The organism is Brachybacterium horti, assembly GCF_054777615.1.
Window position 1 is genome coordinate 1,119,384 of sequence record NZ_BAAHAM010000001.1, and the last position, 24,170, is coordinate 1,143,553.

Sequence of the window (24,170 nt, forward strand, 5' to 3'; positions counted from 1 at the left end):
GTCATCCCTTGCTCGCTCCGCTCTCGAGACCATAGATCATGGCGCGGTTGAGCACGAGGAAGACCAGCAGCAGCGGCGTCACCGTGATCGACACGGCCGCGAAGGTCGCCGTCCAGTCCGTGTTGCCCATCGCCCCCACGTAGTCCTGCAGGCCCAGCGGGATCGTCTTGAGCTCCTCGCTGAGGATGAAGGTGTTCGCGAAGACGAAGTCGTTCCAGATGAAGATCGCGTTGACCATCACGACCGTCACCACGGTGTTCCAGGACATCGGCAGCGTGATCCGCGCGAAGATCCGGTACGGGCCGGCGCCGTCGAGCATCGCCGCCTCGTACAGCTCGCGCGGGATGTAGCTGTAGAAGGAGAGGAACAGGTACAGCGCCATCGGCAGGGCGAAGCCCGCGAGCGGGATCATCACCGACAGGTGCGTGTCCAGCATCCCGATCCGCGAGTAGTCGATGAACAGGGGCACGAGCGCCACCTGCACCGGCACCACGATGCCCAGCAGGAACAGTCCCCGCACGAGGCCGGAGAAGCGGAAGCCCAGCACGGCGATCGCGTAGGCGCCCGCCATGCCGCACACCACGAGCAGCAGGCACGCACCGCCCGTGATGATCAGGCTGTTGAGGATGCTGCGCAGCAGATGCCCCTGCTCGAACGCCCGGGAGAAGTTGTCGAGCGTGAGCTGCGTGGGGATCGAGAAGGGGTTCGCGGCGGCGAAGTCCTCCCGGTCCCGGAGGCTCGTCTGCAGCAGCCACAGGAACGGGTACACCTGCATCACGAGCACGGCCGCGATGAGCACCCGGGAGACGATGCGGGAGATCCGCAGGCCGGTGGGGCGCTCCCGACGGCGGCGGGCCGGGGGACGGCGCCCGAGGGCGGGGGCCGCCGCCTCACGGGCGGGGACGGGGGGAGCGAGCGGTGCGGAGGTCATGTCAGTCCGCCTTCCTGCGCAGGACCAGCAGGATCAGACCCACCGCGACCAGGCACTCGAGGACGATGATCACGGAGATCGCGCTCGCGGAGCCGTAGTGCCCGGAGGTGAACGCCGTCTTGTACGTGTAGGTGGTCACGAGCTCGGAGGCCTGGCCGGGCCCGCCGTTCGTGAGCAGGAACGGGATGTCGAAGCCGCGCAGCGCGTAGGTCGTCGCCATGATCAGCGTCGTGACGAACACCGGCATGATGTGCGGGAAGCGGATCCGGGCGAACACCTGCCAGGCGTTCGCGCCGTCCAGCGACGCGGCCTCCTCGAGCTCGCGGGGCACGGAGAGCAGCGCCGCGTAGAGGATCACCGTGTACAGGCCCAGGAACCTCCAGCCCTCGGGGACGGAGACCGCGGTGAGCACCGTGGAGACATCGGAGAGCCAGGGCCGCGCGAGCGCGTCGAGGCCCACGGCCCCCAGCAGCGTGTTCACGAGCCCCTCGGGCTCGAAGGAATAGATGCGCTGGAAGAGCAGGGCGATCGCGGGGGTCGAGATCACGGCCGGCATCAGGTAGAGCACCTTGAGCACCTCGCGGCCGCGGGTGATCGTCATGAGCAGCGTCGCGACGAGCAGGCCGCCGCCCACCTGCAGCAGCAGGCAGATGACGAGGTAGACGAGCTGGTTGCCGAAGGCCGTGCGGAACACGTCGTCGTGCAGCAGCAGCGCGCGGTAGTTCTCGAGCCCCACGAAGTCGAGGCCCGTGATGCCGTCCCACTCGAAGAAGCTCAGCACGAGCGACTGCACGATCGGCAGCAGCACGCCGCCGCCGAAGAGCAGCAGGGGCGGGGCGAGGAACACGAGCACGGAGAGCCGTGAGCGATGGGGGAGCATGCCTCCTCCTTCCATGACGAGCGGGAGCCGCTCAGTCCTCGAAATACTTCGGGGCGTTGGTGGTCAGGGCCTCGTCCATCGTGGAGAGGAACTGCTCCGGGGTGACGTCCCCCTGGACCAGCAGCACGAGCTCCTGCTGGAGGCGCGAGTTCGTCGCCGGGTCCAGCTGCGTGTCCCAGGGCATGAGGGTCGCCTCGCCGAGCTCCGCGGCGACATCGATCGCCTCCTGGTAGATCGGCAGCGCGTCCTCGGGGACCACCGGGTCGATGCCGGTGGGGCCCAGCAGGCCGCTCTTCGCGTACTCCGCGGGGTAGCGCTCGAGGACGAAGGCGAGGAAGTCCCGCACGAGCGGGTCGTAGGTCTGCGCGTTGACGGCGACGCCGATGCCGGAGGGGGCGACGAACTCGTCGGCCCCGGTGACGGAGCCGTCGGTCACGGGGAGGGTGAAGAAGCCGATCTGCTCGCGCATCGCCTCGGGCAGCGCGGAGGTCGCGAGGTTCGGCAGCTCCCAGGTGCCCATGTTGTAGATCGCGGCCTTCCCGGAGGTGAACAGCGCCTGGGCGTCCGCGTAGCCCACGGAGGAGAAGCCCTGCTGGAAGGCGCCCACCTCCCCGAGCTTCGCGAGCCAGGCGGCGGAGGCCGCGCCGGGCTCGTCCGCGAAGGCGGCGTCGGCGGACTTCAGCTTCGTGACGTAGTCCGGGCCGGCGATGCGGAAGGGCTGATAGGCGACGTACCGCTCGAGCGGCCAGGCGTCCTGCCCGCCCACGGCGATCGGGGTGGCGCCCGTCGCCGCGAGCGCCTCGCACACGGAGGTCAGCTCGTCGAGCGTGGAGGGCACCTCGACGCCGGCCTCCTCGAAGAGGCCCTTGTTGTACCAGAACAGCTCGACGCCGAACTCGAGCGGGATCATCCGCAGGGAGCCGTCGTCGAAGCGCTGGTAGTCGAGCGCCGCGGGCCGGAAGTCCTCGAGCACCCCGAGCTGGGTGAGCAGGTCCTCGACGTCGATCATGCGCCCGGCGCTGTTGAGCTTCGCGGCGAAGGGCGTGGCGTCGGTGTCGAAGAGCTCGGGCAGCTCGTTCGCGGCGGCGAGGGTCTCGTACTTCTGGATGTAGCTGGGGCGGTCCGGGGTGGTGATGAGCTTCAGGGAGAAGCCGTCGTGCTCGGCGGCGTAGTCCTCCGCGAGGGCCGTCATGATCTCGATGACCGGGCCGTTCGCGGGCCGCGAGAGCAGCCACGAGATCGCGCGGGGCTCGATCTCGCCGTCGACGGCGGCGGCCGTGGAGGCGGCGCCCCCGGAGGAGCCGCCGCACGCGGCGACGAGGGGGAGGGAGGCCGCACCGGCGGCGAGGGCCAGGAACTGCTTGCGCTTCATGAGTGTCTCCTTCGACAGGTCCGAGCGGGTCAGGCGGTGGTGACGTGCAGATCGGTGAGGCTGAGGGTGGCGTCCTCGGCGAAGACGCCGAGGCGGCCGACGGGGTGGTCGTAGATCCGGGTGGAGAGGGCGACCTTCTCGTCGAGGACGGCGACGAGCAGGTCCTCCTCGAGAACGAGGTCCAGGCAGTGCTCGGGGGAGGAGAGGTCCGCGGGGCGCTCGAGCTCGATGAGGTGGGGGACGTCGCCGGAGATCTGCCACTGCTCGGTGCCGGTGACGGTGCGGGGCCAGCGGTCCAGGACCATGCGCCCGGCGCGCGGCTCGAGCCGCAGCACGTAGCCGCGCTCGCCCTCGGCGTCGGTGCGCAGCAGCAGCCCGCCCGCGCGACCCTCGGGGTCGAGCCGCAGGCGGGCGCGGATCGTGGCGCGGGAGGGGAGCTCGTGGGAGCCGACGGCGGACTCGTAGTGGGTGGGCGCCGCGATCGTGGTGGGGGCGAGCCCGGCCTCGACGGGGGCGGCGTCCGCAGCGAGCACCTCGGGCGGGAGGCGCAGGTCGAGGGTGCCGTCGGCCTGCTGCACGGCCTCGAGCAGGGAGAGCGTGCCGGCCCACTGCCAGGGGCCGTCGTCGCGGCGTCCCTCGCGGGTCGCGATCCAGCCGGCGAAGATCCGCCGGCCCTTCCAGGTCGCGGACTTCGCGGCGTAGAAGGAGCGGGCGTCGAGGGAGTCGTGGCGGGGTGCGTGCCAGGGGCCCCCGGGGGAGCGGGACATGCGGTAGCGGGTGACGAAGGCGTCGGTGAACTCGGAGTACACGAGGTACCACCACTCGCCGATGCGGAACACCTCGGGGCACTCCTGGGTGAGGAAGCGGCGCGGGTCCCAGAGCGGGGCGGCCGGCTCCCAGCGCTGCAGGTCGGCGCTCGTGAGGCGGCCGACGATGCCGCGACGGCGCTCGGGACCCGTGCTGCGGCGGGCGGCGAGCAGCATCTGCCAGGGCTCGCCGGGGGCGGTGCGGTGCACGAAGGGGTCGCGGAAGTCCGCGGGGTCCCAGCCCTCGGGGGCGCCGAAGGTGTGCGCGGGCTGCTTGTCCCAGTGCAGGAGGTCGGTGCTCGTGGCGTGGGCGACGAGCTGGAGGGGCCGGCCGTCCGGTGCGGTGCGCGCGGGGTTCTGGGCGGTGGAGAAGAGGTGGTGGAGGCCGTCGTCGTCGGTGACGACGCTGCCGGTGTAGCAGTTGAGGTCCTCGTCCTCGGGGCCGCCGTGGGGGAGCACCTCGCCGTGGTCCGTCCAGGTCACCAGATCGGTCGTGGTGAGCAGGTGCCAGGAGGTGCCCTCGCCGATCGCCTCGCGGCGATGGTGCAGGTAGTAGACGTACAGCGTGTCCTCGTGGACGAAGGGGATCGTGTCGCCCACCCAGTCCGGCGCGGGGGTGAAGAACGGTGCTCGGTGCATGTCACATCCTCGTGATCAATCGTTTGATCACGGACTGTAGATCTCCGGTCGTCGTGTGGTCAAGCGTTTGATCACATCGGATTCGCGGAGCCGGGCCAGGGCCGCTCAGTGCGAGCGCAGCACCATCCCCGTGACCTGCGCGGTCCCGCCCTCGGCGAGCAGCCGCACCTGCTGCTCGCCCTCCGCGGGATGCGCGCCCAGCGAGATCACCGTGCGGCCGTCGTCGAGGAACACCTCGACGCTCTGCGTGTCCACGACGACGTGCAGGTGCGCCGATCGCGCCGCCTCGTCCACCGGGGCGCTCGCCGCGGTGAGCCCGGCGAAGGGATCGCCCTCGCCCAGGGTCCCGTCGGTCGCGGCGCTCCCGCTGCGGTCCACCGTGAGCGCGCCCCCGCCGATCGTGATCCGGGTGCCGCGCGCGGCGTCCTCGGAGCCGAGCACCACGAGGCCCACGGCGCTCGCGTCCTCCCAGGTCAGGTCCATCTCGAGGGTGAAGGCGCGGCCCAGGTCGCCCAGATCCGCCTCGCCGTCCACCTCCTGGTCCTCGAGCGTGCGGGTGGCCGAGGCGGCCGCCGCGAGGGCCGGGACCGGGGTGCTCACGAGGGTGAGCGAGCCGTCCTCGTCCCGCTGCAGGCGCACCTCCCGCACCACCGAGTACTGCCCGTCGTAGCCGTCGGAGTCCGCGGTCGCGGAGCCCTCCCGCGCGTACGCCCAGTTGTTCATCCAGCCGATCCCGAGCCGCACGTGCTCGGGATCCTCCGGGGACGGCCAGGTCACGCCCGCGTACCAGTCCCATCCCCGGTCCAGCCAGCGCGGGGCGGGATCCTCCGGGGTGAAGCGCTCCCCGTCCCAGGTGCCCACCCAGTACGCGTAGGCCGTCGGCTCGCCCGCGCCGCTCCCGTCGAGGCTCGCGCCGAGCACCCAGTGCGCGCTGCCGTCGCTCGCCGTGAGCGTGAACAGGTCCGGGCACTCCACGCCGCCCAGGTCCGGGAGGTCCGGCGCGGCGTCGCGGTAGGCGAAGTCCTCGCGCCGCTCCCAGGTGCGCAGGTCCGGCGAGGTCCAGAGGGCGACGCGGTGGTCGCGGCCGATCGCGCACACCCACTGGTCGCGCTCCTCGTCCCGCTGCAGCTTGGGGTCGCGGAACCACGAGGCCTGGGCGATCTCCTCCTCGCTGCGCGCCGCGGGGCCCTCCTCGTTGCGCAGCACCGGATCGGGGTCGAGGGTGAAGGTCGCGCCGTCGGGGGAGGAGGCGAGGTACTGCTCCTGCAGCTCTGCCCTGCCGTCGGTGGGACGGGTCGCGAGCGCGACCACCGTCCCCGCGCCGAGGCCGGCCGTGCCGTGCTCGTCCACCACCGCGGAGCCGGACCAGACGTCCGCCACGTCGTCCCCGGTCAGGGCCGGGTCCTGAGGCGTGAAGGTCACGAGGTCGGTGCTCGTCCAGTGGCCCCAGACGGTCGCCCCGGGGGTCGGATCCTCCGCGTGCAGCAGCCCGTACACGTGGTGCACGCCGTCCAGGACGAGCGGCCGCTGCGGGTCGCCGACCCATCCCGCGGCAGGCGTGAGGTGGAGGCGCGCGCGGCGCGAGGCGGCGTCGGGGGTGGGCGCGGCGGTCGTCGGGGAGCCCCCGCTCCCGTCCCCGTCCTCGCGGGTGCAGGAGGCCGCGAGCAGCACCGCGCCGGCAGCGCCCGCGCCGAGGCCGGTGCGGCGCAGCAGCGTGCGTCGGCCGATCGGGGCCGACGGGGCGGGGGAGGGGTGCGGGGCGGGGGTCATGGGGCTCCCGGGGTGGACGGTGCAGGGACACGGTCACCCTCGTCCGTCACCTCGACGGTACCGACCGCGCCCCGCGCCGCTCCACCTCGTGTGAGACCCGCCCCGTCAGCCCCGCTCGCGCGCGAGGTCGAGCAGGAGCCGGTGGAAGCGGTCCTCGCCCGAGACCTCCGGGTGGAAGGCGGTCGCGAGCAGCGCCCCCTGCCGGACGGCGACGATGCGGCCGTCCTCGAGGCGCGCGAGGACCTCCGCCGCGGGGCCGACGGCCGTGACCTCGGGCGCCCGGATGAACGTCGCGGCGACCGGCTCGGGGCCGAGCACGGGCACCGGCAGCGTGGTCTCGAAGGACTCGTTCTGCCGGCCGAAGGCGTTGCGCCGCGCGGTCACGTCGAGACCGCCAAGGGTCTGCTGCCCGGCGATCGCGTCCTCGACGCGGTCCGCGAGCAGGATCATCCCCGCGCAGGTGCCGTACACGGGCAGGCCGCCGCGGATCGCGGCGACGAGCGGCTCGCGCAGGCCGAAGGTCCGCGTGAGCTTGTCGATCACGCTCGACTCGCCGCCGGGCAGCACGAGCCCCTGGACCGACTCGAGCTCCTCCGCCCGGCGCACGGGCACCACCTCGGCGCCCAGGCCCCGCAGGGTGCGGGCGTGCTCGCGCACGTCCCCCTGCAGGGCGAGGATCCCGATCCGCGGCGCGGTCACCACCCGCGCTCGGCGAGCCGGTGCGGGGCGGGGAGGTCCGCGACGTTGATGCCCACCATCGCCTCGCCGAGGCCGCGCGAGGCCTCCGCGATGACCGCGGGGTCGTCGTGGAATGCGGTGGCCTTGACGATCGCTGCCGCGCGCTTCGCGGGGTCGCCGCTCTTGAAGATGCCGGAGCCCACGAACACGCCGTCGGCCCCCAGCTGCATCATGAAGGCGGCGTCCGCCGGGGTCGCGACCCCGCCCGCGGTGAACAGGACGACGGGCAGCGCGCCCGTCTCCGCGACCTCCTTGACCAGGGCGAACGGTGCCTGGAGGTCCTTCGCGGCGAGGTAGAGCTCGTCCTCGCTCTTCGCGGCGAGCTCCCGGATCTGGCCGGTGATGGTGCGGATGTGCTTGGTCGCCTCGGAGACGTCGCCGGTGCCGGCCTCGCCCTTGGAGCGGATCATCGCGGCGCCCTCGGTGATGCGGCGCAGGGCCTCGCCGAGGTTCGTCGCTCCGCACACGAAGGGCACGGTGAAGCGGTGCTTGTCGATGTGGTGCACGTAGTCGGCGGGGGAGAGGACCTCGGACTCGTCGACGTAGTCCACGCCGAGCTCCTGCAGCACCTGCGCCTCGACCTGGTGGCCGATCCGCGCCTTCGCCATGACGGGGATGGAGACGGCCTCGATGATGCCGTCGATCATGTCCGGGTCGCTCATGCGGGAGACGCCGCCCTGGGCGCGGATGTCCGCGGGGACGCGCTCGAGGGCCATGACGGCGACGGCGCCGGCGTCCTCCGCGATGCGGGCCTGCTCGGGGGTGACGACGTCCATGATGACGCCGCCCTTCAGCATCTCGGCGAGGCCCCGCTTGACGGTGCCGGTGCCGGTGGTGGGTGCGCTCATGGGGTTCTCCTCGGGACGGGCGGGGGGCTGCGCCCCAGACGTATGGCCTAGGCCAATCATTGGCCTAGGCCGAAAGTACCACCGTGGGGCGGGGAGCGCGCGAGGGCCTGCCACCCCGTGAGACGCCCGGCTTTACACTCGGGCAGGTGGGGAGCACATCGAGCGCGACGATCACCGGGGCCACGGCCGCGGAGATCGCCGCGAGCGTGCGGGGCCTCATCGAGCGCGGCGACCTCCCGCCCGGCGCCGCCCTGCCCCCGGTGCGCGCCCTCGCCGAGCAGCTCGGCGTCAACCGCAACACCGCCGTCGCCGCCTACAAGCGCCTCGCCCGCGACGGCGCCGTCATCGCCCAGGGCCGCGCCGGCACCCGCGTCGCCGGCCGCCCCGCCGTCGCCCAGGAGGGCTTCGCCCCCGCCGGCACGCTCCGCCGCCTCGCAGGCGAGGTGCCCGAGGGCACCCTCCGTGACCTCGGCACCGGCAATCCCGCCCCCGCCCTCATCCCGGATCTCGCGCCCGCGCTCGCCGGTGCCGTCGGCCGGCCCGTGCTCTACGGCGAGCCCGTCATCGACCCCGGCTTCGAGGCCTGGGCTCGCGACTGGGTCGCCCCCGACGTCCCCACCGGGGCCGACGCCGCCCTCACCCTCACCAGCGGCGCCGTCGACGCGATCGAGCGGCTGCTCGCCCAGGCCCTCGTGCGCGGCGACGCCGTGGCCCTCGAGGACCCGTGCTTCCTCGCGAGCATCCAGACCGTGCGCCACGGCGGCTACCGCGCGATCCCGGTGGCCGTCGACGCCGAGGGCATGACCCCGGACGGCCTGCGCGCCGCTCTCGAGGCCGGCGCCCGCGCCGTCGTCACCACGCCCCGCGCCCAGAACCCCACCGGCGCCTCGCTGAGCGCCCGCCGTGCCCGCGAGCTGCGCGCGATCCTCGCCGAGCACCCGTACGTGCTGGTCATCGAGGACGACTACTACTCCTTCCTCTCCCGCTCGCCGTTCCGCTCGATCGTGGGCCCCGGGCACCACCGCTGGGCCCTCGTGCGCTCCGTCTCGAAGTTCCTGGGCCCGGACCTGTGCCTCGCCGTCACCGCGACGGACCCCGCCACCGCCGAGCGCCTCGCCCTGCGCCTCAGTCCCGGCACCACCTGGGTGAGCCACCTCCTGCAGCGCCTCGCCCACGGCGTGCTGCGGGACGAGGCGGCGCTCGCGCTCATCGAGCGTGCCGGCGCGCACTACGCCGAGCGCGGGGCGGCGGCCGCCCGCGCCCTCGCCGCGCACGGGATCGAGGCCGCGGCCGGGGACGGCATGAGCCTCTGGGTCCCCGTGCCGCGCCCCGCCCCCGAGGTCGCCGCGGCCCTCGCCCGCAGCGGCTGGCTCGTGCGCACGGGGGAGGAGTTCCGCCTCGAAGTGGGCGAGGAGCCCTCACGCCACCTGCGGCTCACCGTGCACGACCTCGACGACGCCGAGCTCGAGCGCCTCGCCGCGGATCTCGCGGCCGCCGTCGCGGACTGACCCCGCCGGGCCGTCCCGCGAGCGGATCGCGCACCCGTCGGACCCGCCCACCCCGTGATGTAAGCGTTGACATTGTGAGTGTAAGCGCTAACATCGTCGCCATCGGAGCGCCAGAGCCGGCGCCTCCGAGATCCCCACCCCCGGTCCCACCAGCCTCTCCACCGCCGGGACCCCCAGGTCGGCGCCCACCGTCGGGCGCGACCGCCGCACCTAGGAGCACTCGATGAAGAGAAGGACCCTCCTCGCCACCGGACCGCTGGCCGCCGCGCTCGTCGCCGGCACCGCCGCGTGCTCGGGCAAGATCCAGACCAACCAGGGCGGCGGCGCCGCGGCCACCGGGGACGGCACGACGATCCCGCAGCTGACCTTCCCCTCGGAGGTCGCGGAGAACGTCGCGGGCATCACGAACTTCAATCCGTTCTCCCCGAACGTCACCTCGAAGAACTACTTCTACGAGCCGATCATGATCCGCAGCTCCATGAACTGCGAGGTCGTGCCGTGGATCGCGACCGACTACGCCTGGAAGGACGACACCACCCTCGTCTTCACCATCCGCGACGGCGTGACCTGGTCCGACGGGAAGCCCCTCACCCCCGACGACGTCGCCTTCACCCTCAACCTCCGCAAGCAGTACCCCGCGGCGGACGACATCGGCCTGTGGAACGACGTCTTCGGCGCGCCCGCCGAGTCCGTCGAGGTGGACGGGCAGGACGTCGTCATTTCCTTCTCCGGCCTCGCCGCCGCGAAGTTCGACTCCCTCATCACCGCGAAGATCCTCCCGCAGCACGCGTGGAAGGACGCCGGCGACCCCACGCAGTACGTCGACGAGGAGCCCGTCGGCTCCGGCCCCTTCACGCTCGGCTCCTACAACGGCCGCCGTCTCCAGCTCACCCGCCGCGAGGACTACTGGCAGGCCGACAAGGTCAAGGTCCAGGAGCTGATCCTCGAGGGCAACTACGACGCCACCAACGCCGCCCTCAAGCTCGCTGCCGGCGACCTCGACGCCTACTGGGGCGAGATCCCCAACCCCGAGCAGGCCTTCGCCTCCAAGGACCCGGAGCTGAACCACTTCTGGTACGCGCCGGCCGGCTCCACCGTGCTCACCTACAACCTCACCAAGGCCCCCTTCGACGACGCGAAGCTGCGCGAGGCGATCTCGCAGGGCATGGACAAGGACGAGATCAGCGCCAAGGCCACCTACTCGGTGATGGCGCCCGCCTCCCAGACCGGCCTCAAGCTGCCCTACGCCGAGAACCTGCTCCCGGACTCCTACCAGGGCAAGGACACGGTCCTGCCCTTCGACACCGCGGCGGCGGAGAAGCTGCTGGACGAGGCCGGCTACAAGAAGGGCTCCGACGGCTTCCGCACACTGCCCGACGGCACCGCCTTCGCCCCGAAGTTCCTGGTCCAGGCCGGGTGGATCGACTACCAGGCCGCGGCCGACGTCGTGGTCCGTAACCTCCAGGCCATGGGCATCAACGCCTCCGTGCAGACCTCCCCGCCGGAGGCCGTGGACCAGGCGAAGAAGGACGCCGACTTCGACATGTGCCTGGAGTACCTCCACGGCGGCTGCGAGGTCGCCCGCAACCTCGGCTCCAAGCTCGCCTCCGACCAGTTCCCCACCAAGGACACGGTGAAGGCGAACGTCGGCCGCTGGCAGGACTCGCACACCGACGAGGTCGTCGCCGAGCTCTCCGGCGAGACCGACCCCGACAAGCAGAAGGCCCTCACCGGCGAGCTGGTTGAGATCATGATGACCCAGTACCCCGTGACCTGCCTGTTCTACGCCCCCGCCCGCATGATCTACCGCACCGACAAGGCGGTGGGCTGGCCCTCGGAGAAGGACCCCTACGGGACCAACTCCGAGATGCTCATGATCATGACCCGCCTCACCCCGCCCACCGGCTCCTGATCCCGCGGCCGGGGCGTGAGCGCACCGCCCCGGCCGTGTTCCTGCCATCGGAACGGAGCGCACCGTGAAGTACTTCCTGCGTCGGATCGGCTACTTCCTGCTGACCCTGTGGGCCGCGATCACCCTGAACTTCCTCATCCCCCGTCTGCAGCCGGGCGACCCGGCGGAGCTGATGATCCGCCAGATCTCGGGCCGCGACACCGAGATCGACCCCGCCCGCATCGAGGCGATGCGGGTCATGCTCGGCGAGCCCGACGGCAACCTCTTCCAGCAGTACCTCGCCTACCTCGGCCAGCTCGCCCGCGGCGACTTCGGCTACTCGTACACCTACTTCCCGGCGACGGTGACCGACGTGATCGGCCGGGCGCTGCTGTGGACGCTGGTGCTCGTCGGCGTGACCCTCGTGCTCTCGTTCCTGCTGGGCACCGTGCTCGGCGCCTTCGCCGCCTGGTGGCGGAACTCGCCCTTCGACTCGGTCGTCACCCTCGGTTCCACCTTCGTGGGGACGCTGCAGTCCTTCTGGGTCGCGCTGCTGCTGCTGTTCGTCTTCGGCTACGTGCTCGGCTGGTTCCCGACCTCCGGCGGCTACGAGGCCTCCATGCCGGGGCTGAACATGGACTTCCTGATCGACGCGGTCAAGCACTCGGTGCTCCCCGCGGCGGTGCTCATGCTGCTGGGTCCCGTCGGCTGGGTGCTGGGCATGCGCAACACGATGATCCTCAACCTCGGCGAGGACTACATCCGCCTCGCCCGCGCCAAGGGCGTGCCGGACAAGCAGATCGCCATCCGCTACGCCGCCCGCAACGCGCTGCTGCCCTCGGTGACGGGGCTCGCGATGGCGCTCGGCGGGATCCTCGGCGGGCAGATCCTCATCGAGACGACCTTCGACTACCCGGGGCTGGGCCGGCTCATGCAGCAGGCCGCCTCCGGCAAGGACTACCCGCTGCTGCAGGCGCTGCTGCTGTTCACGATCGTCGGCACACTCGTGGCGAACCTCGTGGCGGACATGCTCTACGGCGTCCTGGACCCGCGCACCCGGAAGGCGGCCTGAGATGAGCGAGAACCCCTCGAACCCCACCCCGGCCCCCGACGTCGCCGAGCTCGCGCTCGCCGAGGCGGAGCAGACGGACCGGATCGACCACGGGCCCGGCTGGTTCCGGATCCTGTGGTCCTCGAGGAAGGCCCGCGCCGGGATCGTGCTGCTGGGCCTGTACGTGCTGCTCGCGATCCTCGCGCCCGTCATCGCCCCCTACCGCGGGGACGACACGAGCTTCGCGCCCGTGCTCCTGCCCGGCGGCGAGCACCTCATGGGCACCACCACCCAGGGCGCGGACATCTTCAGCCAGCTCATCTGGGGCACCCGCGTCTCGCTCATCGTGGGCCTGTTCGGCGGGCTCTTCGCGACGGCCGTGGGCCTCGTGATCGGCCTGACCTCGGGCTACTTCGAGGGCACCTGGATCGACGACGTGCTCTCGCTGCTCACGAACGTCGCCCTCGTGGTGCCCACGCTGCCGCTGATCATCACCCTCATGGCGTATTCCGAGGTGCGCTCGATCTGGTTCACGATCCTCATCATCGGGATCATCTCCTGGGCCGGCGCCGCCCGCTCGAAGCGGGCCCTCATGATCACCCTGCGCCACCGCGACTTCGTCACCGCGGCGAAGTTCGCGGGGGACCGCACGCCCTCGATCATCGCTCGCGAGATCCTCCCGCAGATGACCTCGCTCGTGGCCGCCGGCTTCTTCGGCGCGGCGACCGGCGCGATCGGCGCGGAGGCCGGGCTGAGCTTCCTGGGGCTCGGGAACACCGAGTCCGTCTCCTGGGGGACCATGCTCTACCAGGCCCAGCTGCAGGGGGCGCTCGCGCAGGGGCTGTGGGTGTGGCTGCTGGTGCCGGGCCTCGCGCTGTCCGGCCTGATCATGGCGCTCACCCTCATCAACTTCGGCATCGACCTCATCTCGAACCCGCACCTGCGAGAGGACGGCTGACATGGACCGCAACGCATCCGCGCCCGACGACGTGACCCCGATCCTCGAGGTCGAGGACCTCACCGTCCGCTACGCCCCGAAGCTGCACCCGTCCCTGGACGCCGTGGACCACGTGTCCTTCTCGATCCGGCCCGGCGAGTTCGTGGGCCTGATCGGCGAGTCCGGCTCCGGCAAGTCGACGCTCGGCACCGCGGTGCTGCGGCTCACCGAGCGGCCCGGCTCGATCACGGGCGGCACGATCCGCTTCGACGGCATGGACATCACGGGCATGAGCCAGGAGGAGCTGCGCCCCTACCGCTGGCGCGACTTCTCGACCGTCTTCCAGAGCTCGATGAACGCGCTGAACCCCGTGGTGCGGGTCGAGGACCAGTTCCGCGACGCGATCGAGCTGCACTCCTCCTGCCGCGGCGGGGAGGTCGTGGAGCGGATCAAGGAGCTCTTCGACCTCGTGCTCATCGACCACCGGTTCATCCGCGCGTACCCGCACGAGCTCTCCGGCGGCATGAAGCAGCGCGTGAACCTCGCGCTCGCCCTCGCCAACGACCCGAAGTTCGTGCTCCTGGACGAGCCGACGACGGGCCTGGACGTGGTGGTGCAGCGATCGATCCTCGAGGGCGTGCGCCGACTGCAGGCGGAGCAGGGCTTCGCGGTGCTGTTCATCAGCCACGACATCGGCACGGTCATGGACCTCTCCGACCGCATCCTCGTCATGTACGCGGGGCGGATCGTCGAGGAGCACGACACCGACGACCTGCTGCGCGAGCCGCTGCACCCGTACACGAAGGGCCTGCTGGGCTCCTACGGTGACCCCCGCCAGGAGACCGTGCGGATCACCTACGTGCCGGGCCGGCCGCCGGACCTCTCCCAGCCGCTGCAGGGCTGCCCCTTCGCGCCGCGCTGCCCGGAGAGGATCGACCGCTGCCTGACGGACGCGCCGCCGCTCGTGGAGATGCCGACGACCCGCACCGAGGGCGCCGTGACCGCCCTGCGCCTGGACGCCGCCGGCACGTGGCGACCCCCGCGCGCCGCCTGCCACGTGGCGCTGCTGCAGCGCACGGAGCCGGGGACCCCCGGCCTGCCCGAGCGGACGGTGCGCTTCGCCGGTCCCGCCTTCGAGAAGTCGGTGGGGGAGACGACGGAGGCGCTGCGCGGTAAGGTGCTGCTCGACGTCGCCGACGTGACCAAGGTGTTCAGCTCCCGCCAGGGCCTGCACCGCCGGGAGACGCTCGCTGTGGACGGCGTGAGCTTCCAGCTGCGCCGCGGCATGGTCACGGCGCTCGTGGGCCAGTCCGGATCGGGGAAGTCGACGCTCGCCCGGATGATCACCGGCGTGGACCGTCCCACCTCCGGGTCGATCACCTTCCACGGCCGGCAGGGACCCGTCGACGTCGGCACGCTGGGCGGGAGCGGCCTGCGCGGCTACCGCTCGCTCGTGCAGATGGTCTTCCAGGACCCGTACTCCTCGCTGAACCCGAACAAGACCCTCGAGTACATCCTGTCGCGGCCGCTGCGGAACCATCGGCAGATGGGCCGGGCGGAGCTGGGCGCCGCGATCGACGAGCTGCTCGAGCGGGTCGCGCTGACCCCGGCGCGCCGTTACCGCAGCCGGCACGCCTTCGAGCTCTCCGGCGGGCAGCGCCAGCGCGTCGTCATCGCCCGGGCGCTGGCCGCGGAGCCGGAGCTGATCATCGCGGACGAGCCGATCTCGAGCCTGGACGTGTCGATCCGGGCGGAGGTGCTGGACCTGCTGCAGCGGCTCGTCGCGGATTCCGACGTCGGCATCCTCTACATCACCCACGACCTGCTCTCCGCGCGCATGCTCGCGGACGACGTCGTCGTGCTGAACCAGGGGCGCGTGGCGGAGCACGGGATCGCGATCGACGTGATCCGCGATCCGCAGGACGAGTACACGCGGCGCCTGCTCGACGCGATCCCGAACCCCTTCGCGGACATCTACAAGCCGTAGGGGCCCGCGATGGGGAGCTCAGCCGAGGTGCACGCGGACGGGGCCGTCGGCCGTGACGACGACCCCGTCCCCGGTGCGGACGACGCCGGCGCCGGGGCCCTCCGCGGTGACGGGGGCGTCGGTGCGCAGCACGATCCGCGCCCGCGGCCCGGCGGGGGCGTCGAAGCCGAGGACTCCCGCCCCGACGTGGTCGATCTCGGCGTTCGCGGCGAGCACCTCGACGCCGCCGATCCGCAGGCCGCGGGCGAGCAGGTAGCCGGTGTGCGGGGCGGGCTCGAGGTCGATCTCCTCGCCGTCGAGCACGATCCGCACGCGCGGCCGGTAGCCGGTGACGTTGAGCAGGTGCAGCATCCGCCCGCCCTCCTCGTCCCGGGTGCTGAGCGCGAACACGCCGGGCACGTCGCTGGTCAGGGCGAGGCCCCGGCCCGACCCGAGCGACTCGAGCAGCTCTCCGAACAGGCGGGGGTGCGAGGGCAGGCCCGCCGCGAGCAGCACCGCGCGGCCCGCTCCGACGGTGACGTCGGCCCCGCAGACCTCCCCGTCGACGGTGCGCAGCAGCGCGGTGCCCGCGGGCACCTGCAGCTCCTGATACCAGGACACCCGGGTCTCGCCGAGCGCCGCCGCGGCGGCCTCCCCGCGCACGGACGGGTAGTGGTGCGGCGAGTCGCGCCGCAGCTCCCCGGCCTGCACGCCGAGAGCGCGGGCGAGGATCCGGCAGGGGCGGCCCTCGAGGTCCTTCTCCGGCAGCGGCCCCAGCAGGAGCAGGCTCCCGCCCGCCTCCACGTGCTCGACGAGGTGGGCCTGCACGAGCGGGTCGAGGTGCCGGGAGGTGGCGAGCATGAGCACGCGCCGGCCCTCGCCGTCCGGCCGCGGCCGCGGGCGGCGCAGGTCCACCGCGTCGAAGCGGTGCCCGCGCAGCAGGGCGCTGCGGGCGAGGGCCTTGCGCTGCCCGGCGCCCCGGTGCGCGCGGAGGTCCTCGACGACCTCCTGCATGAGCGCGCTGCGGGGGTGGGCGTACTCGGTCGCGTAGGAGTCCACGACGAAGCCGAGGGCGAGGTCGTCGAGCTCCTCGACGGCGCTCGCGAGGTGCCGCTCGTGCAGCAGCAGGTGGGAGATCGACGCGGCGAGCGGCGCGTAGGCCGGTCCCTCGAGCCCCTCGGGGGTGATCGGGGCGGCGAAGCCGTGGCGCTCGCCGGTGAAGGCGAGGCGGTCGTTGCCGTCGCCCACCGGCTCCTCGAGCGGCGGGTTCACGCCGCCCGCGAAGAGGTAGTGGTTCAGCAGGCGGTTGCCCTGGGCGACGAAGAGGCGGGACTTCAGATCCGCGGTGGAGGGCTCGGCGAGGCGCTCGAAGCCGTCCCCGTAGTCGCCCGTGCCGGCCTCGAACTCGAGGGAGGTGAGCGGCTGGTCGTCGTCGTGGACGGACTGCTGGAGGGCGTTCATGACGTAGAGGTCCGTGGTGGTGTCCAGGGTCATGTCCCCCGTGTAGTGGTCCGATCCGGAGACCATGCCGGGCAGGCCGGCGTAGGTCTCCTCGAGCTGGCTGATGCCGATCGGGAAGGGCTCGCCGGAGCCGTCGCCCGTGCCGTGGATGTTGACGAGGAAGGGCACGCCGATGATCCCGCGGGCCTCGGCGGCCGCGCGCAGGTAGCTGACGTAGCGGGCGAAGCGGCCGCGCATGAAGCGGGTGAGGTCCACGCGCAGCGGCCCGGCCCAGGCCTCCTCGGGGCTGCGCACGGCGCGCGCCCAGGCGTCCGCCCCCTCCGTGATCGCGGGGTAGGTCCCGGCGGCGTCCTCGCGGTGCTCGAGGATCCGGGTGCGGAGGTCCACGAGCAGGTGGTCGGTGAGGTCGGGGGAGTTGGAGACCCAGGCGAGCATGCCGATCTCGTTGTCGAGCTGGACGGCGATCACGGGGCCGCCGCAGGTGGTCAGCCGCGGGGCGAGCACGGGCAGGACGGCGTCGTACCAGCGCTCGGCCTCGGTGAGGAAGGCGGGGGCGAGGTAGTCGACGGTCGCGGTGGGCGCGGGGACGCCGTCCCAGCCCACGGGCACGATCTCGGGATGCTCGCGGGAGAGGCGGTGGGGGAGGCCCTCGTTCTTGAGCTCGGCCATCTGGAAGGGGCCGGGGCGGGCGATGAACCACAGCCCGGCGTCGGCGCAGAGGTCGACGAAGGCGCCGAGGTCCCGTTCGGGGCGGGTGTCGCCGGTGACGTCGAGGTCTCCGCCGGGCAGCTCGTGCCAGATCCAGGGGAGGTAGCTCGCGACGGCGTTCGCGCCGGCCGCGCGGAGCTGCTCGATGCGCGCGGCCCACTGGTCGCGGGGGAGGCGGAAGTAGTGGATCTCCCCGGCGAGGACCAGGCGGGGCCGGCCGTCCACGAGGATCCGGCGGCGGTCGATGGTGATCATGAGGGTGTCCCGTCCGTGGCTGGGTGGCGCGGGACCAGGGACCCCGCCGTCAGGTGGGCGACGTGGATGCGGGAGGCGTCCTCGTCTACCGTGAGACTATGTAAGCGCTTCCATTCCGGGAGCGCAAGCACGAGGCCACCAGGCGGGACCCCATGACCCCCGCCCCGGACCCCACCCGCAGCACACGCCCCAGGAAGGTGAGGAGCATGCATCGGACGGATCGCGCCGCCACCATCTACGCCGTCGCCCAGCGCGCCGGCGTCTCCACCGCGACGGTCTCCCGCGCCCTCGGCGGCAGCGACAAGGTCGCCCCCCGCACCCGCGAGGCCGTCCTCGCCGCCGCCCGCGAGCTCAACTACGTGCCCGACGGCGCCGCCCGCGCCCTCGCCGGGCGCCGCACGAACGCCCTGGGCCTCGTGCTCCCGCACATCGACGGCCCCTACTACGCCGCCGTGCTCGTCGGCTTCGAGATGGCCGCGAGCGAGATGGGCCTCTCCGTCGTCCTCGACCTCGCCGGGCCGGACACGGACCCCGACCGCGCCGTGCGCCGGCTCGCCGGGAACGTGGACGGCGTCGCCTTCATGGCCCGCAGCGCCGTGGACGACGCCCTCATCACCGAGATCGCCGCCCGCCGTCCCGTCGTCGTCGCCGCCCGCGGCCGCATCCCCGGCCGCGACGCGCTCTACGCGGAGAACACCGTCACCGCCGCGCGCCTCACCGCGCACCTCATCGAGACCGGCCGCCGCCGCCTCGCCTTCGTCGGCCGTCCCGAGCCGGACTCCGACATCGGCGCCCGCCACGAGGGGTTCCGCAGCGCCCTCGTCGACGCCGGCCTCGAGCCCGTCGTCACCTTCGCCGTCGACCCCGTGGAGGAGGAGGGCGCCGAGGTGGCCCGCGAGCTGCACTCCGAGGGCCTCGACATCGACGCCATCGTGTGCGGCAACGACGAGCTCGCCCTCGCCGTCCAGCACGAGCTGCAGGACCTCGGCGTCGACGTCCCCGCGCAGATCGCGGTCGTGGGCTGGGACGACGTCCACGCCGCCCGCTACGTGCGCCCCGAACTGACCACCGTCGCCCAGCCCGTGGTGGAGCTCGGGGCGCTCGCCGCGCGCCGCCTCGCCGAGCTCGTGGACGGCGCCGACCCCGACCCCGAGCCCGTCGTGCTCGACTCCCGCATCGTCCACCGGTCCAGCTGCGGCTGCGCCGCGCCCGGCGACGGCGAGGAGCTGACCCCCACCCCCGCTCCCTAGGAGACCCCGTGACCCCCGCCACCACCGCCGTGCGCACCCTCCCGGTGACCCTCGAGCGCACCGAGGCCGGCGACGCCGCCCGCCTCGACGCCGCCGGCCTCAGCCTGCTCCAGTACCCCGCGACCGCCGTCGGCTCGGGCCCCGCGGGCGTGCACCTGCGCCACCGCCGCCCCGGCGACGCCGACTGGACCGCCGCCCCGCTCACCGGCCCCGCGAGCGGCGGCACCATCACCGCGGGCGGCACCGTCACCACCACCCACGGCGACCTCACCGCCCGCACCCGCCTCGCCGCCACGGCCGACGGCACCGGCTGGGCCTGGACGATCGCGCTGCGCAACGACGGCGCCGAGGCGGTCGAGGCGGACCTCCTGCACACCCTCGACGTGGCGCTGACCGCGATGGACGCCGTGCGCCGCAACGAGCAGTACGTCGCCCAGTACCTCGACCTCACCCCCGTGGGCCTCCCCGGCGGCACCGTCGCCCTCGCCGTGCGCCAGAACATGCCGAGCGGCGACGTCCCATGGGCCGTCATCGGGGCCGATGCCCCCGTCTCCCAGTGGGGCACCGACGCCCTCCAGCTCCTGGACCGTGCGACCGGCTCCGGCCTCGACGCCGCCCTGGACCTGCCCTCCGAGCGGCTCCAGCACGAGCACACCCTCGCCGCCCTGCGCACCGCCGCCGTGACCCTGGCCCCGGGCGAGGAGCAGGCGACGTGCTTCTGGGGCGCCGTCGTCGCGGACCACCCGGGGGCGACGTCGGCGGCGGATGCCGATCTCGTGCTCGCCGTGCGCGAGGGGCTCGAGCTCCCCGCCCTCCCCACCGCGGAGCCGGGCGCGCCCCTCGCCGCGAGCCTGCTCGCCCTCGCCGCCGAGCTGCCCGTCCGCCCCGGCGACCGCGCCCTGCTCGAGGAGCTCGCGGGCGGCGAGCTGCGCCTCGTCGAGGAGGGCCGCTCCGGCCTGCTCTCCGGCTTCGGCCCCGCCGGGCACGTGGTCAGCGCCGCGAAGGAGCGCGGGGTGCTGCGCCCCCACGGCCACATCCAGCAGGCCACCGCGGGCGCCGTCGCCGATCTCGCGACCGTCGCCTCGACCGTCTGGATGCGCGGCGTCTTCTGCTCCCAGCTCACCGAGGGGCACGCCTCGAGCGGCGAGACCACGACCGTGCGCCGCTCCTACCTGGGGCTCGAGCGCCGCAGCGGCGCGCGCCTGCTGCACCGTGCCGAGGGCGGCGACTGGGAGCTGCTCGGCGTGCCCTCCGCCTGGTCGACCGCCGCCGCCGCGAGCACCTGGCGCTACGTCACCGAGCACGGCGGGATCGAGGTGCGCTCCGCCGTCGAGCTGCCGGGCGCGGCCCGGATCACGATCACCTCGACCGCGGGGGAGCTGCTGCTCGTCGTCGACGGCTCCGAGGAGCTCGCGCTGCAGGTCACGGCCGACGGCGCGCCCGTGGCGGTGGACGGCGACGCCGCCCTGTTCGCCGACGCCCGCGAGCACGGCAGCGGCCTGCGCACCGCCGCCCTCGGCGCCGCCCGCACCGCCGAGGTGCTGCTCGGCTCCTCCGATGCCGCTCCCGCCTACGCCCCGCGCCTGCCCGCCCTCACGGGCGCCGCGACCGTCGAGGGGGAGGCGATCGGCGAGATGCTGCCCTGGCTCGCCCAGAACGCCGCCGTGCACTTCCGCTCCCCGCGCGGCCTCGAGCAGTACAGCGGCGGCGCCTGGGGCACCCGCGACGTGTGCCAGGGCCCGCTGGGCCTGCTGCTCGCGACCGACGAGCCCGCGGCCCTCCGCAGCACCCTGCTCTCCGTGCTCGGCGCCCAGCAGGAGGACGGCACCTGGCCGCAGTGGTTCGACTACCTGCCCGGGCACGCCGGCCCCGGCCTGCGCGACAGCCACGGCGACGTCGTCTACTGGCCGCTGCGCGCGCTCGGCGAGTACCTCGACGCGACCGGCGACGCGAGCCTGCTCGCCGAGCCCGCGCCGTGGGTGGGGGAGACCGCCCTGGGCGCGCCCACGAGCGTGCTCGACCACCTCACCCGCGCCGTCGCCCACATCGAGGGAGCCCGCACCGAGGACCCCCGCCTGCCCGCCTATGGGCACGGCGACTGGAACGACTCCCTCCAGCCTGCGCGGCCCGAGCTCGCCCGCCACCTGTGCTCCACGTGGACCACGGAGCTCGAGATCACCGCCCTCACGGGCCTCGCCGACGCCCTCGCCGAGCACGCCGGGCCGGAGACCGAGGCGCTCGCCGAGCGCTGCCGCACGATCGCCGCGGGCGCCGCGGAGGCCTTCGCGGAGCTCCTGCTCGTGGACGGCGAGCTCGCCGGCTACGGCTGGCTCGAGGAGGGGCGCCTGCGCCACCTCGTGCACCCCACCGACACCACCACGGGGCTGCAGCACGGCTCCCTGCAGATGATCCACGCCCTCACGGACGAGCTGCTCACCCCCGAGCAGGCCCGCCACCACCTCGACCTCATCGACGAGCACCTCGCCGGCCCCACCGGCGTGTACCTCTTCGACCATCCCGTCGAGTACCACGGCGGGGTGATGGAGGTCTTCCAGCGGGCGGAGACCGCGACCTTCTGGGGCCGGGAGATCGGCCTCATGTACATGCACTCCCACCTGCGCTTCATCGAGGCGCTCACCCGCCTGGGCGAGGCGGAGCGCGCCTGGCAGGAGCTGCTGAAGGCCGTCCCGATCGGGGTCACCGAGCGGATCCGCGGGGCCCGGCCCCGGCAGGCGAACTGCTACTACTCGAGCTCCGACGCCGTCTTCCCGGACCGCTACGTCGCGGCCGAGAACGGTGCGGCGCTGTTCGAGGAGTCCACGGGCTTCGAGGGCGGATGGCGCGTCTACTCCTCCGGCCCGGGGCTGCTGCTGCGGCTCGTCGTCGAGGACGTGCTCGGCGTGCGCGCCCGCGCGGGCCGCCTCGAGATCGACCCGGTGCTGCCGGCCGCGCTCGACGGCACCACCGCCGAGGTCCCCTTCGACGGCGGCATGATCACCGTGCAGGTCACCGTGGGGGAGACGGGCTGCGGCGTGCGCTCCCTCCGGATCGACGGGCAGGAGATCGACCTCGCGGGCGAGGGCGTGCGCGGCCTCGAGCGCCGCTACCGCGCGGCGGGCGTCGCGATCGACCGCGGGCGGGTGCGCGCGGGCTCCCGCCTCGAGGTCGTCACGAGCTGACGGGCACGCGGGACCGGCCCCGGTCGGTGATCGCGAACCAGGCGATCTGACCGGGGCCCGGCCGCCTCCCGATCCCGCCGAGGGCGGACCACAGCGCCGCCACGTGCTCGATCGAGGCGGCCGGTCCCTCGGCGGCGGGGACGAAGCCCTGCTCGCCGATCGACCCGACCTCGAGGTCCCCGCGGGCCACGAGGCGGGCGAGCGCCGCCGCGCCGTGGCGGGCGATCTCCCGCGGGTCCCGCACCTCGCGCTCCACGAGCTCGGCGACCACGTCCGCCGGGGTCACCCAGTCGTCGAGCGCCGCCTCGAGCACCGCGAGCTCGACCTCGTCCGGGTCGCTCGCCGCCCACGCCGCCATGGCCGCGGGGGTCGCGAAGCGCGGGGCAGGATCCCCGGGACGGGCACCGATCCGGCCGTCCTCCGCAGCCGCGAGGCCCGCCCCGTCCGGCCGGGCGAGGCCCCAGGGCGCGGCGACCGCGAGCGGCATCGGCCGGCCGCCGTCCGCATCGGCGAGCAGGAGCGTCAGCGTCCCGTCGGCGGCGAGCACGCTCGAGGTGACGAAGGCGCCCAGTACGCGGGCGTCGTCCCTGGTGGGAGCTCCGCTGGGCCCCCGCAGGTCACCGTGCAGCACGGCCGCACGGCTCGTCACCAGGACGGGGTGCGGCGCCGGGTCGACGGCCTCCACCCACTGCCCGGTGAGCGCCGCAAGAGTCGCTTCGATTGCTGCGCTGTGGCCTTTCATCGGATGTGCACCTTCGCCTTGCTTCCGTCGGGGTTGATGACGTCGATCGTTCGACCACCGGAGGAGGACTCCGAACGCAGACCGATCTCGGTGCCGTCAGGCTGCCGGACCCATTCTCCCTTGTAGCCCGGTCGGCGGAAGACCTCTCCGCCACGCGCCATGTCGTCGAATGCCGTCTGGAGCTCGGCATCGCTGCCGACGGTCTTCACACCCTTGCTCTTGCCGGGCGGCATGTCACCGAGAACGTCCTGGGACGGTCGTGGCGACCCGCCGCTTCCCGACGAGGGCCGATACACATCGGGCTCTCGAGGGGAGGCGGGCGACTGAGGATTCTCGGCGGCCTCCGAGAGGAGAACCGCGCCACCGCCCGCTGTCAGGGCCGCTCCGGCGGCGATCAGCTCGGCGGAGCCGATCATGACCGCCCCACCCGCAGCCGTCCCCGCTCCGGCTGAGACCAACCCGGTCGGGAGCAGCGCAATACCGAGCCCCTCTCCTGTGGCACCGACTGCCATCAGCCCGAGCCCGAGGAGTGAGGAGGCCGTCGCCGCCGGGTTGTCGATCATCGCCTGGCCGAATGACGCCAAGCCGTTCACCACAGGAACGCCGATGTGGTCCCACGTCCACCCCGCGGCCTGCTCAGCCGTCCCCACCACCCAGTCCAACGGATCGAAGTCGTCCGGGCCGAAGGTGAGGAAGTTCTGGAAGGCGCCGCCGATATCGCTCAGCCCGGTCAGCGACGGCAGATCGAACAGACCCGCTGAGCCACCGCTTCCCTGGGATGTGTTGTCGCCCGGCGCTGACGCCTCATCCTGTGCCTCTGCGTGCCCGCGAAGCTCGTCCGCAGCCGCCTGGAGACGATCAGTCAGCTCGCGTGCGCTGCTGAGGATCTGATGTGCAGCGTCGATGGCCCGATCGCGGTCCTCGCCCACCCAGGAAACGGACTCGAGCTTGGTCGCCACGTCTTCCACCACCGCGGTGACCTGATGAGCCTCGGTTCCGATGCGGCCCCCGATGGCGAGCAGCGCCTCTGTATCCGCGCCGAGAAATGTCATACGCACCCCTTCGTCCTCGAGTGGAAACCTAGTGAGCTGTCAGGTGCGCCGCGATGGGGGCTAGGGCGTGTCTCTTAAGGTCGTGGAGGTTGGAGGTCTGACGGTGGGTGGGCTTGGATGCCTCGAGCCCGGGGCACTCGGCGCGCCAAAGTCCGCGGCCGCCGGCCTGGATCGCTCACAGGTCAC

At 73.2% G+C, this 24,170-nt stretch carries 17 protein-coding genes; 7 read left to right on the top strand and 10 right to left on the bottom strand.

Annotated features, from left to right (window positions below; all coding sequences use genetic code 11):
- Nucleotide 1: 1 nt before the first annotated feature.
- The 7 genes from ACYVAP_RS05120 to pdxS all read right to left on the bottom strand — a co-directional run bounded on the left by ACYVAP_RS05120 (nucleotide 2) and on the right by pdxS (nucleotide 7,984).
- Nucleotides 2–931 (bottom strand): carbohydrate ABC transporter permease, encoded by a 930-nt coding sequence (locus tag ACYVAP_RS05120; protein WP_498859826.1) that lies wholly within the window; start codon nucleotides 929–931, stop codon nucleotides 2–4.
- A gap of 1 nt (nucleotide 932) precedes the next feature.
- Nucleotides 933–1,811 (bottom strand): carbohydrate ABC transporter permease, encoded by an 879-nt coding sequence (locus tag ACYVAP_RS05125; protein WP_498859827.1) that lies wholly within the window; start codon nucleotides 1,809–1,811, stop codon nucleotides 933–935.
- A 31-nt stretch (nucleotides 1,812–1,842) separates the two neighbouring features.
- Nucleotides 1,843–3,183, bottom strand: coding sequence for an ABC transporter substrate-binding protein (locus ACYVAP_RS05130; RefSeq protein ID WP_498859828.1), 1,341 nt, complete (start codon nucleotides 3,181–3,183; stop codon nucleotides 1,843–1,845).
- A 29-nt stretch (nucleotides 3,184–3,212) separates the two neighbouring features.
- Nucleotides 3,213–4,628, bottom strand: coding sequence for a glycoside hydrolase family protein (locus ACYVAP_RS05135; RefSeq protein WP_137769356.1), 1,416 nt, complete (start codon nucleotides 4,626–4,628; stop codon nucleotides 3,213–3,215).
- Between the two features lie 105 nt (nucleotides 4,629–4,733).
- Nucleotides 4,734–6,398 carry a glycoside hydrolase family 32 protein gene (locus ACYVAP_RS05140; RefSeq protein ID WP_498859829.1) on the bottom strand — a complete coding sequence of 555 codons (1,665 nt, stop codon included), beginning with the start codon at nucleotides 6,396–6,398 and terminating at the stop codon, nucleotides 4,734–4,736.
- Between the two features lie 105 nt (nucleotides 6,399–6,503).
- The gene (gene pdxT / locus ACYVAP_RS05145) at nucleotides 6,504–7,097 is read right to left on the bottom strand and encodes a pyridoxal 5'-phosphate synthase glutaminase subunit PdxT (protein ID WP_498859830.1); all 594 of its coding nucleotides are present in this window, start codon (nucleotides 7,095–7,097) and stop codon (nucleotides 6,504–6,506) included.
- A complete protein-coding gene (gene pdxS / locus ACYVAP_RS05150; protein ID WP_498859831.1) occupies nucleotides 7,094–7,984 on the bottom strand; it encodes a pyridoxal 5'-phosphate synthase subunit PdxS in 891 nt (296 codons plus the stop codon). Before pdxS ends, pdxT begins: the two co-directional genes overlap by 4 nt.
- A gap of 146 nt (nucleotides 7,985–8,130) precedes the next feature.
- Between pdxS and ACYVAP_RS05155 the strand changes: the two genes are divergently transcribed.
- From ACYVAP_RS05155 to ACYVAP_RS05175, 5 genes are all read left to right on the top strand, one after another.
- Nucleotides 8,131–9,492 carry an aminotransferase class I/II-fold pyridoxal phosphate-dependent enzyme gene (locus ACYVAP_RS05155; RefSeq protein WP_498859832.1) on the top strand — a complete coding sequence of 454 codons (1,362 nt, stop codon included), beginning with the start codon at nucleotides 8,131–8,133 and terminating at the stop codon, nucleotides 9,490–9,492.
- Nucleotides 9,493–9,715: 223 nt separating this feature from the next.
- Nucleotides 9,716–11,404 carry an ABC transporter substrate-binding protein gene (locus tag ACYVAP_RS05160; protein WP_498859833.1) on the top strand — a complete coding sequence of 563 codons (1,689 nt, stop codon included), beginning with the start codon at nucleotides 9,716–9,718 and terminating at the stop codon, nucleotides 11,402–11,404.
- Between the two features lie 64 nt (nucleotides 11,405–11,468).
- On the top strand, nucleotides 11,469–12,455 hold the full coding sequence (locus ACYVAP_RS05165; RefSeq protein WP_498859834.1) for an ABC transporter permease: 987 nt from the start codon (nucleotides 11,469–11,471) through the stop codon (nucleotides 12,453–12,455).
- Between the two features lies 1 nt (nucleotide 12,456).
- A complete protein-coding gene (locus ACYVAP_RS05170; protein ID WP_498859835.1) occupies nucleotides 12,457–13,392 on the top strand; it encodes an ABC transporter permease in 936 nt (311 codons plus the stop codon).
- A gap of 1 nt (nucleotide 13,393) precedes the next feature.
- Nucleotides 13,394–15,358, top strand: a complete 1,965-nt coding sequence (locus tag ACYVAP_RS05175) for an ABC transporter ATP-binding protein (protein ID WP_498859836.1) — start codon at nucleotides 13,394–13,396, stop codon at nucleotides 15,356–15,358.
- 18 nt (nucleotides 15,359–15,376) lie between these two features.
- On the opposite strand, the gene ACYVAP_RS05180 is transcribed toward ACYVAP_RS05175, so the two are convergent.
- The gene (locus ACYVAP_RS05180) at nucleotides 15,377–17,761 is read right to left on the bottom strand and encodes a beta-galactosidase (RefSeq protein WP_498859837.1); all 2,385 of its coding nucleotides are present in this window, start codon (nucleotides 17,759–17,761) and stop codon (nucleotides 15,377–15,379) included.
- 206 nt (nucleotides 17,762–17,967) lie between these two features.
- On the opposite strand from ACYVAP_RS05180, the gene ACYVAP_RS05185 reads away from it, so the two are divergent.
- Both ACYVAP_RS05185 and ACYVAP_RS05190 read left to right on the top strand, forming a co-directional pair.
- Entirely contained in the window at nucleotides 17,968–19,011 is a 1,044-nt protein-coding gene (locus tag ACYVAP_RS05185; protein WP_498859838.1) for a LacI family DNA-binding transcriptional regulator, read from the top strand.
- Between the two features lie 8 nt (nucleotides 19,012–19,019).
- On the top strand, nucleotides 19,020–22,190 hold the full coding sequence (locus ACYVAP_RS05190) for a GH36-type glycosyl hydrolase domain-containing protein (protein ID WP_498859839.1): 3,171 nt from the start codon (nucleotides 19,020–19,022) through the stop codon (nucleotides 22,188–22,190).
- On the opposite strand, the gene ACYVAP_RS05195 is transcribed toward ACYVAP_RS05190, so the two are convergent.
- Both ACYVAP_RS05195 and ACYVAP_RS05200 read right to left on the bottom strand, forming a co-directional pair.
- Nucleotides 22,180–22,932, bottom strand: a complete 753-nt coding sequence (locus tag ACYVAP_RS05195) for a hypothetical protein (protein WP_498859840.1) — start codon at nucleotides 22,930–22,932, stop codon at nucleotides 22,180–22,182. The genes ACYVAP_RS05190 and ACYVAP_RS05195 overlap by 11 nt on opposite strands.
- Nucleotides 22,929–23,984 carry a WXG100 family type VII secretion target gene (locus ACYVAP_RS05200; protein ID WP_498859841.1) on the bottom strand — a complete coding sequence of 352 codons (1,056 nt, stop codon included), beginning with the start codon at nucleotides 23,982–23,984 and terminating at the stop codon, nucleotides 22,929–22,931. The genes ACYVAP_RS05195 and ACYVAP_RS05200 overlap by 4 nt, the downstream gene beginning before the upstream one ends.
- Nucleotides 23,985–24,170 lie beyond the last annotated feature (186 nt).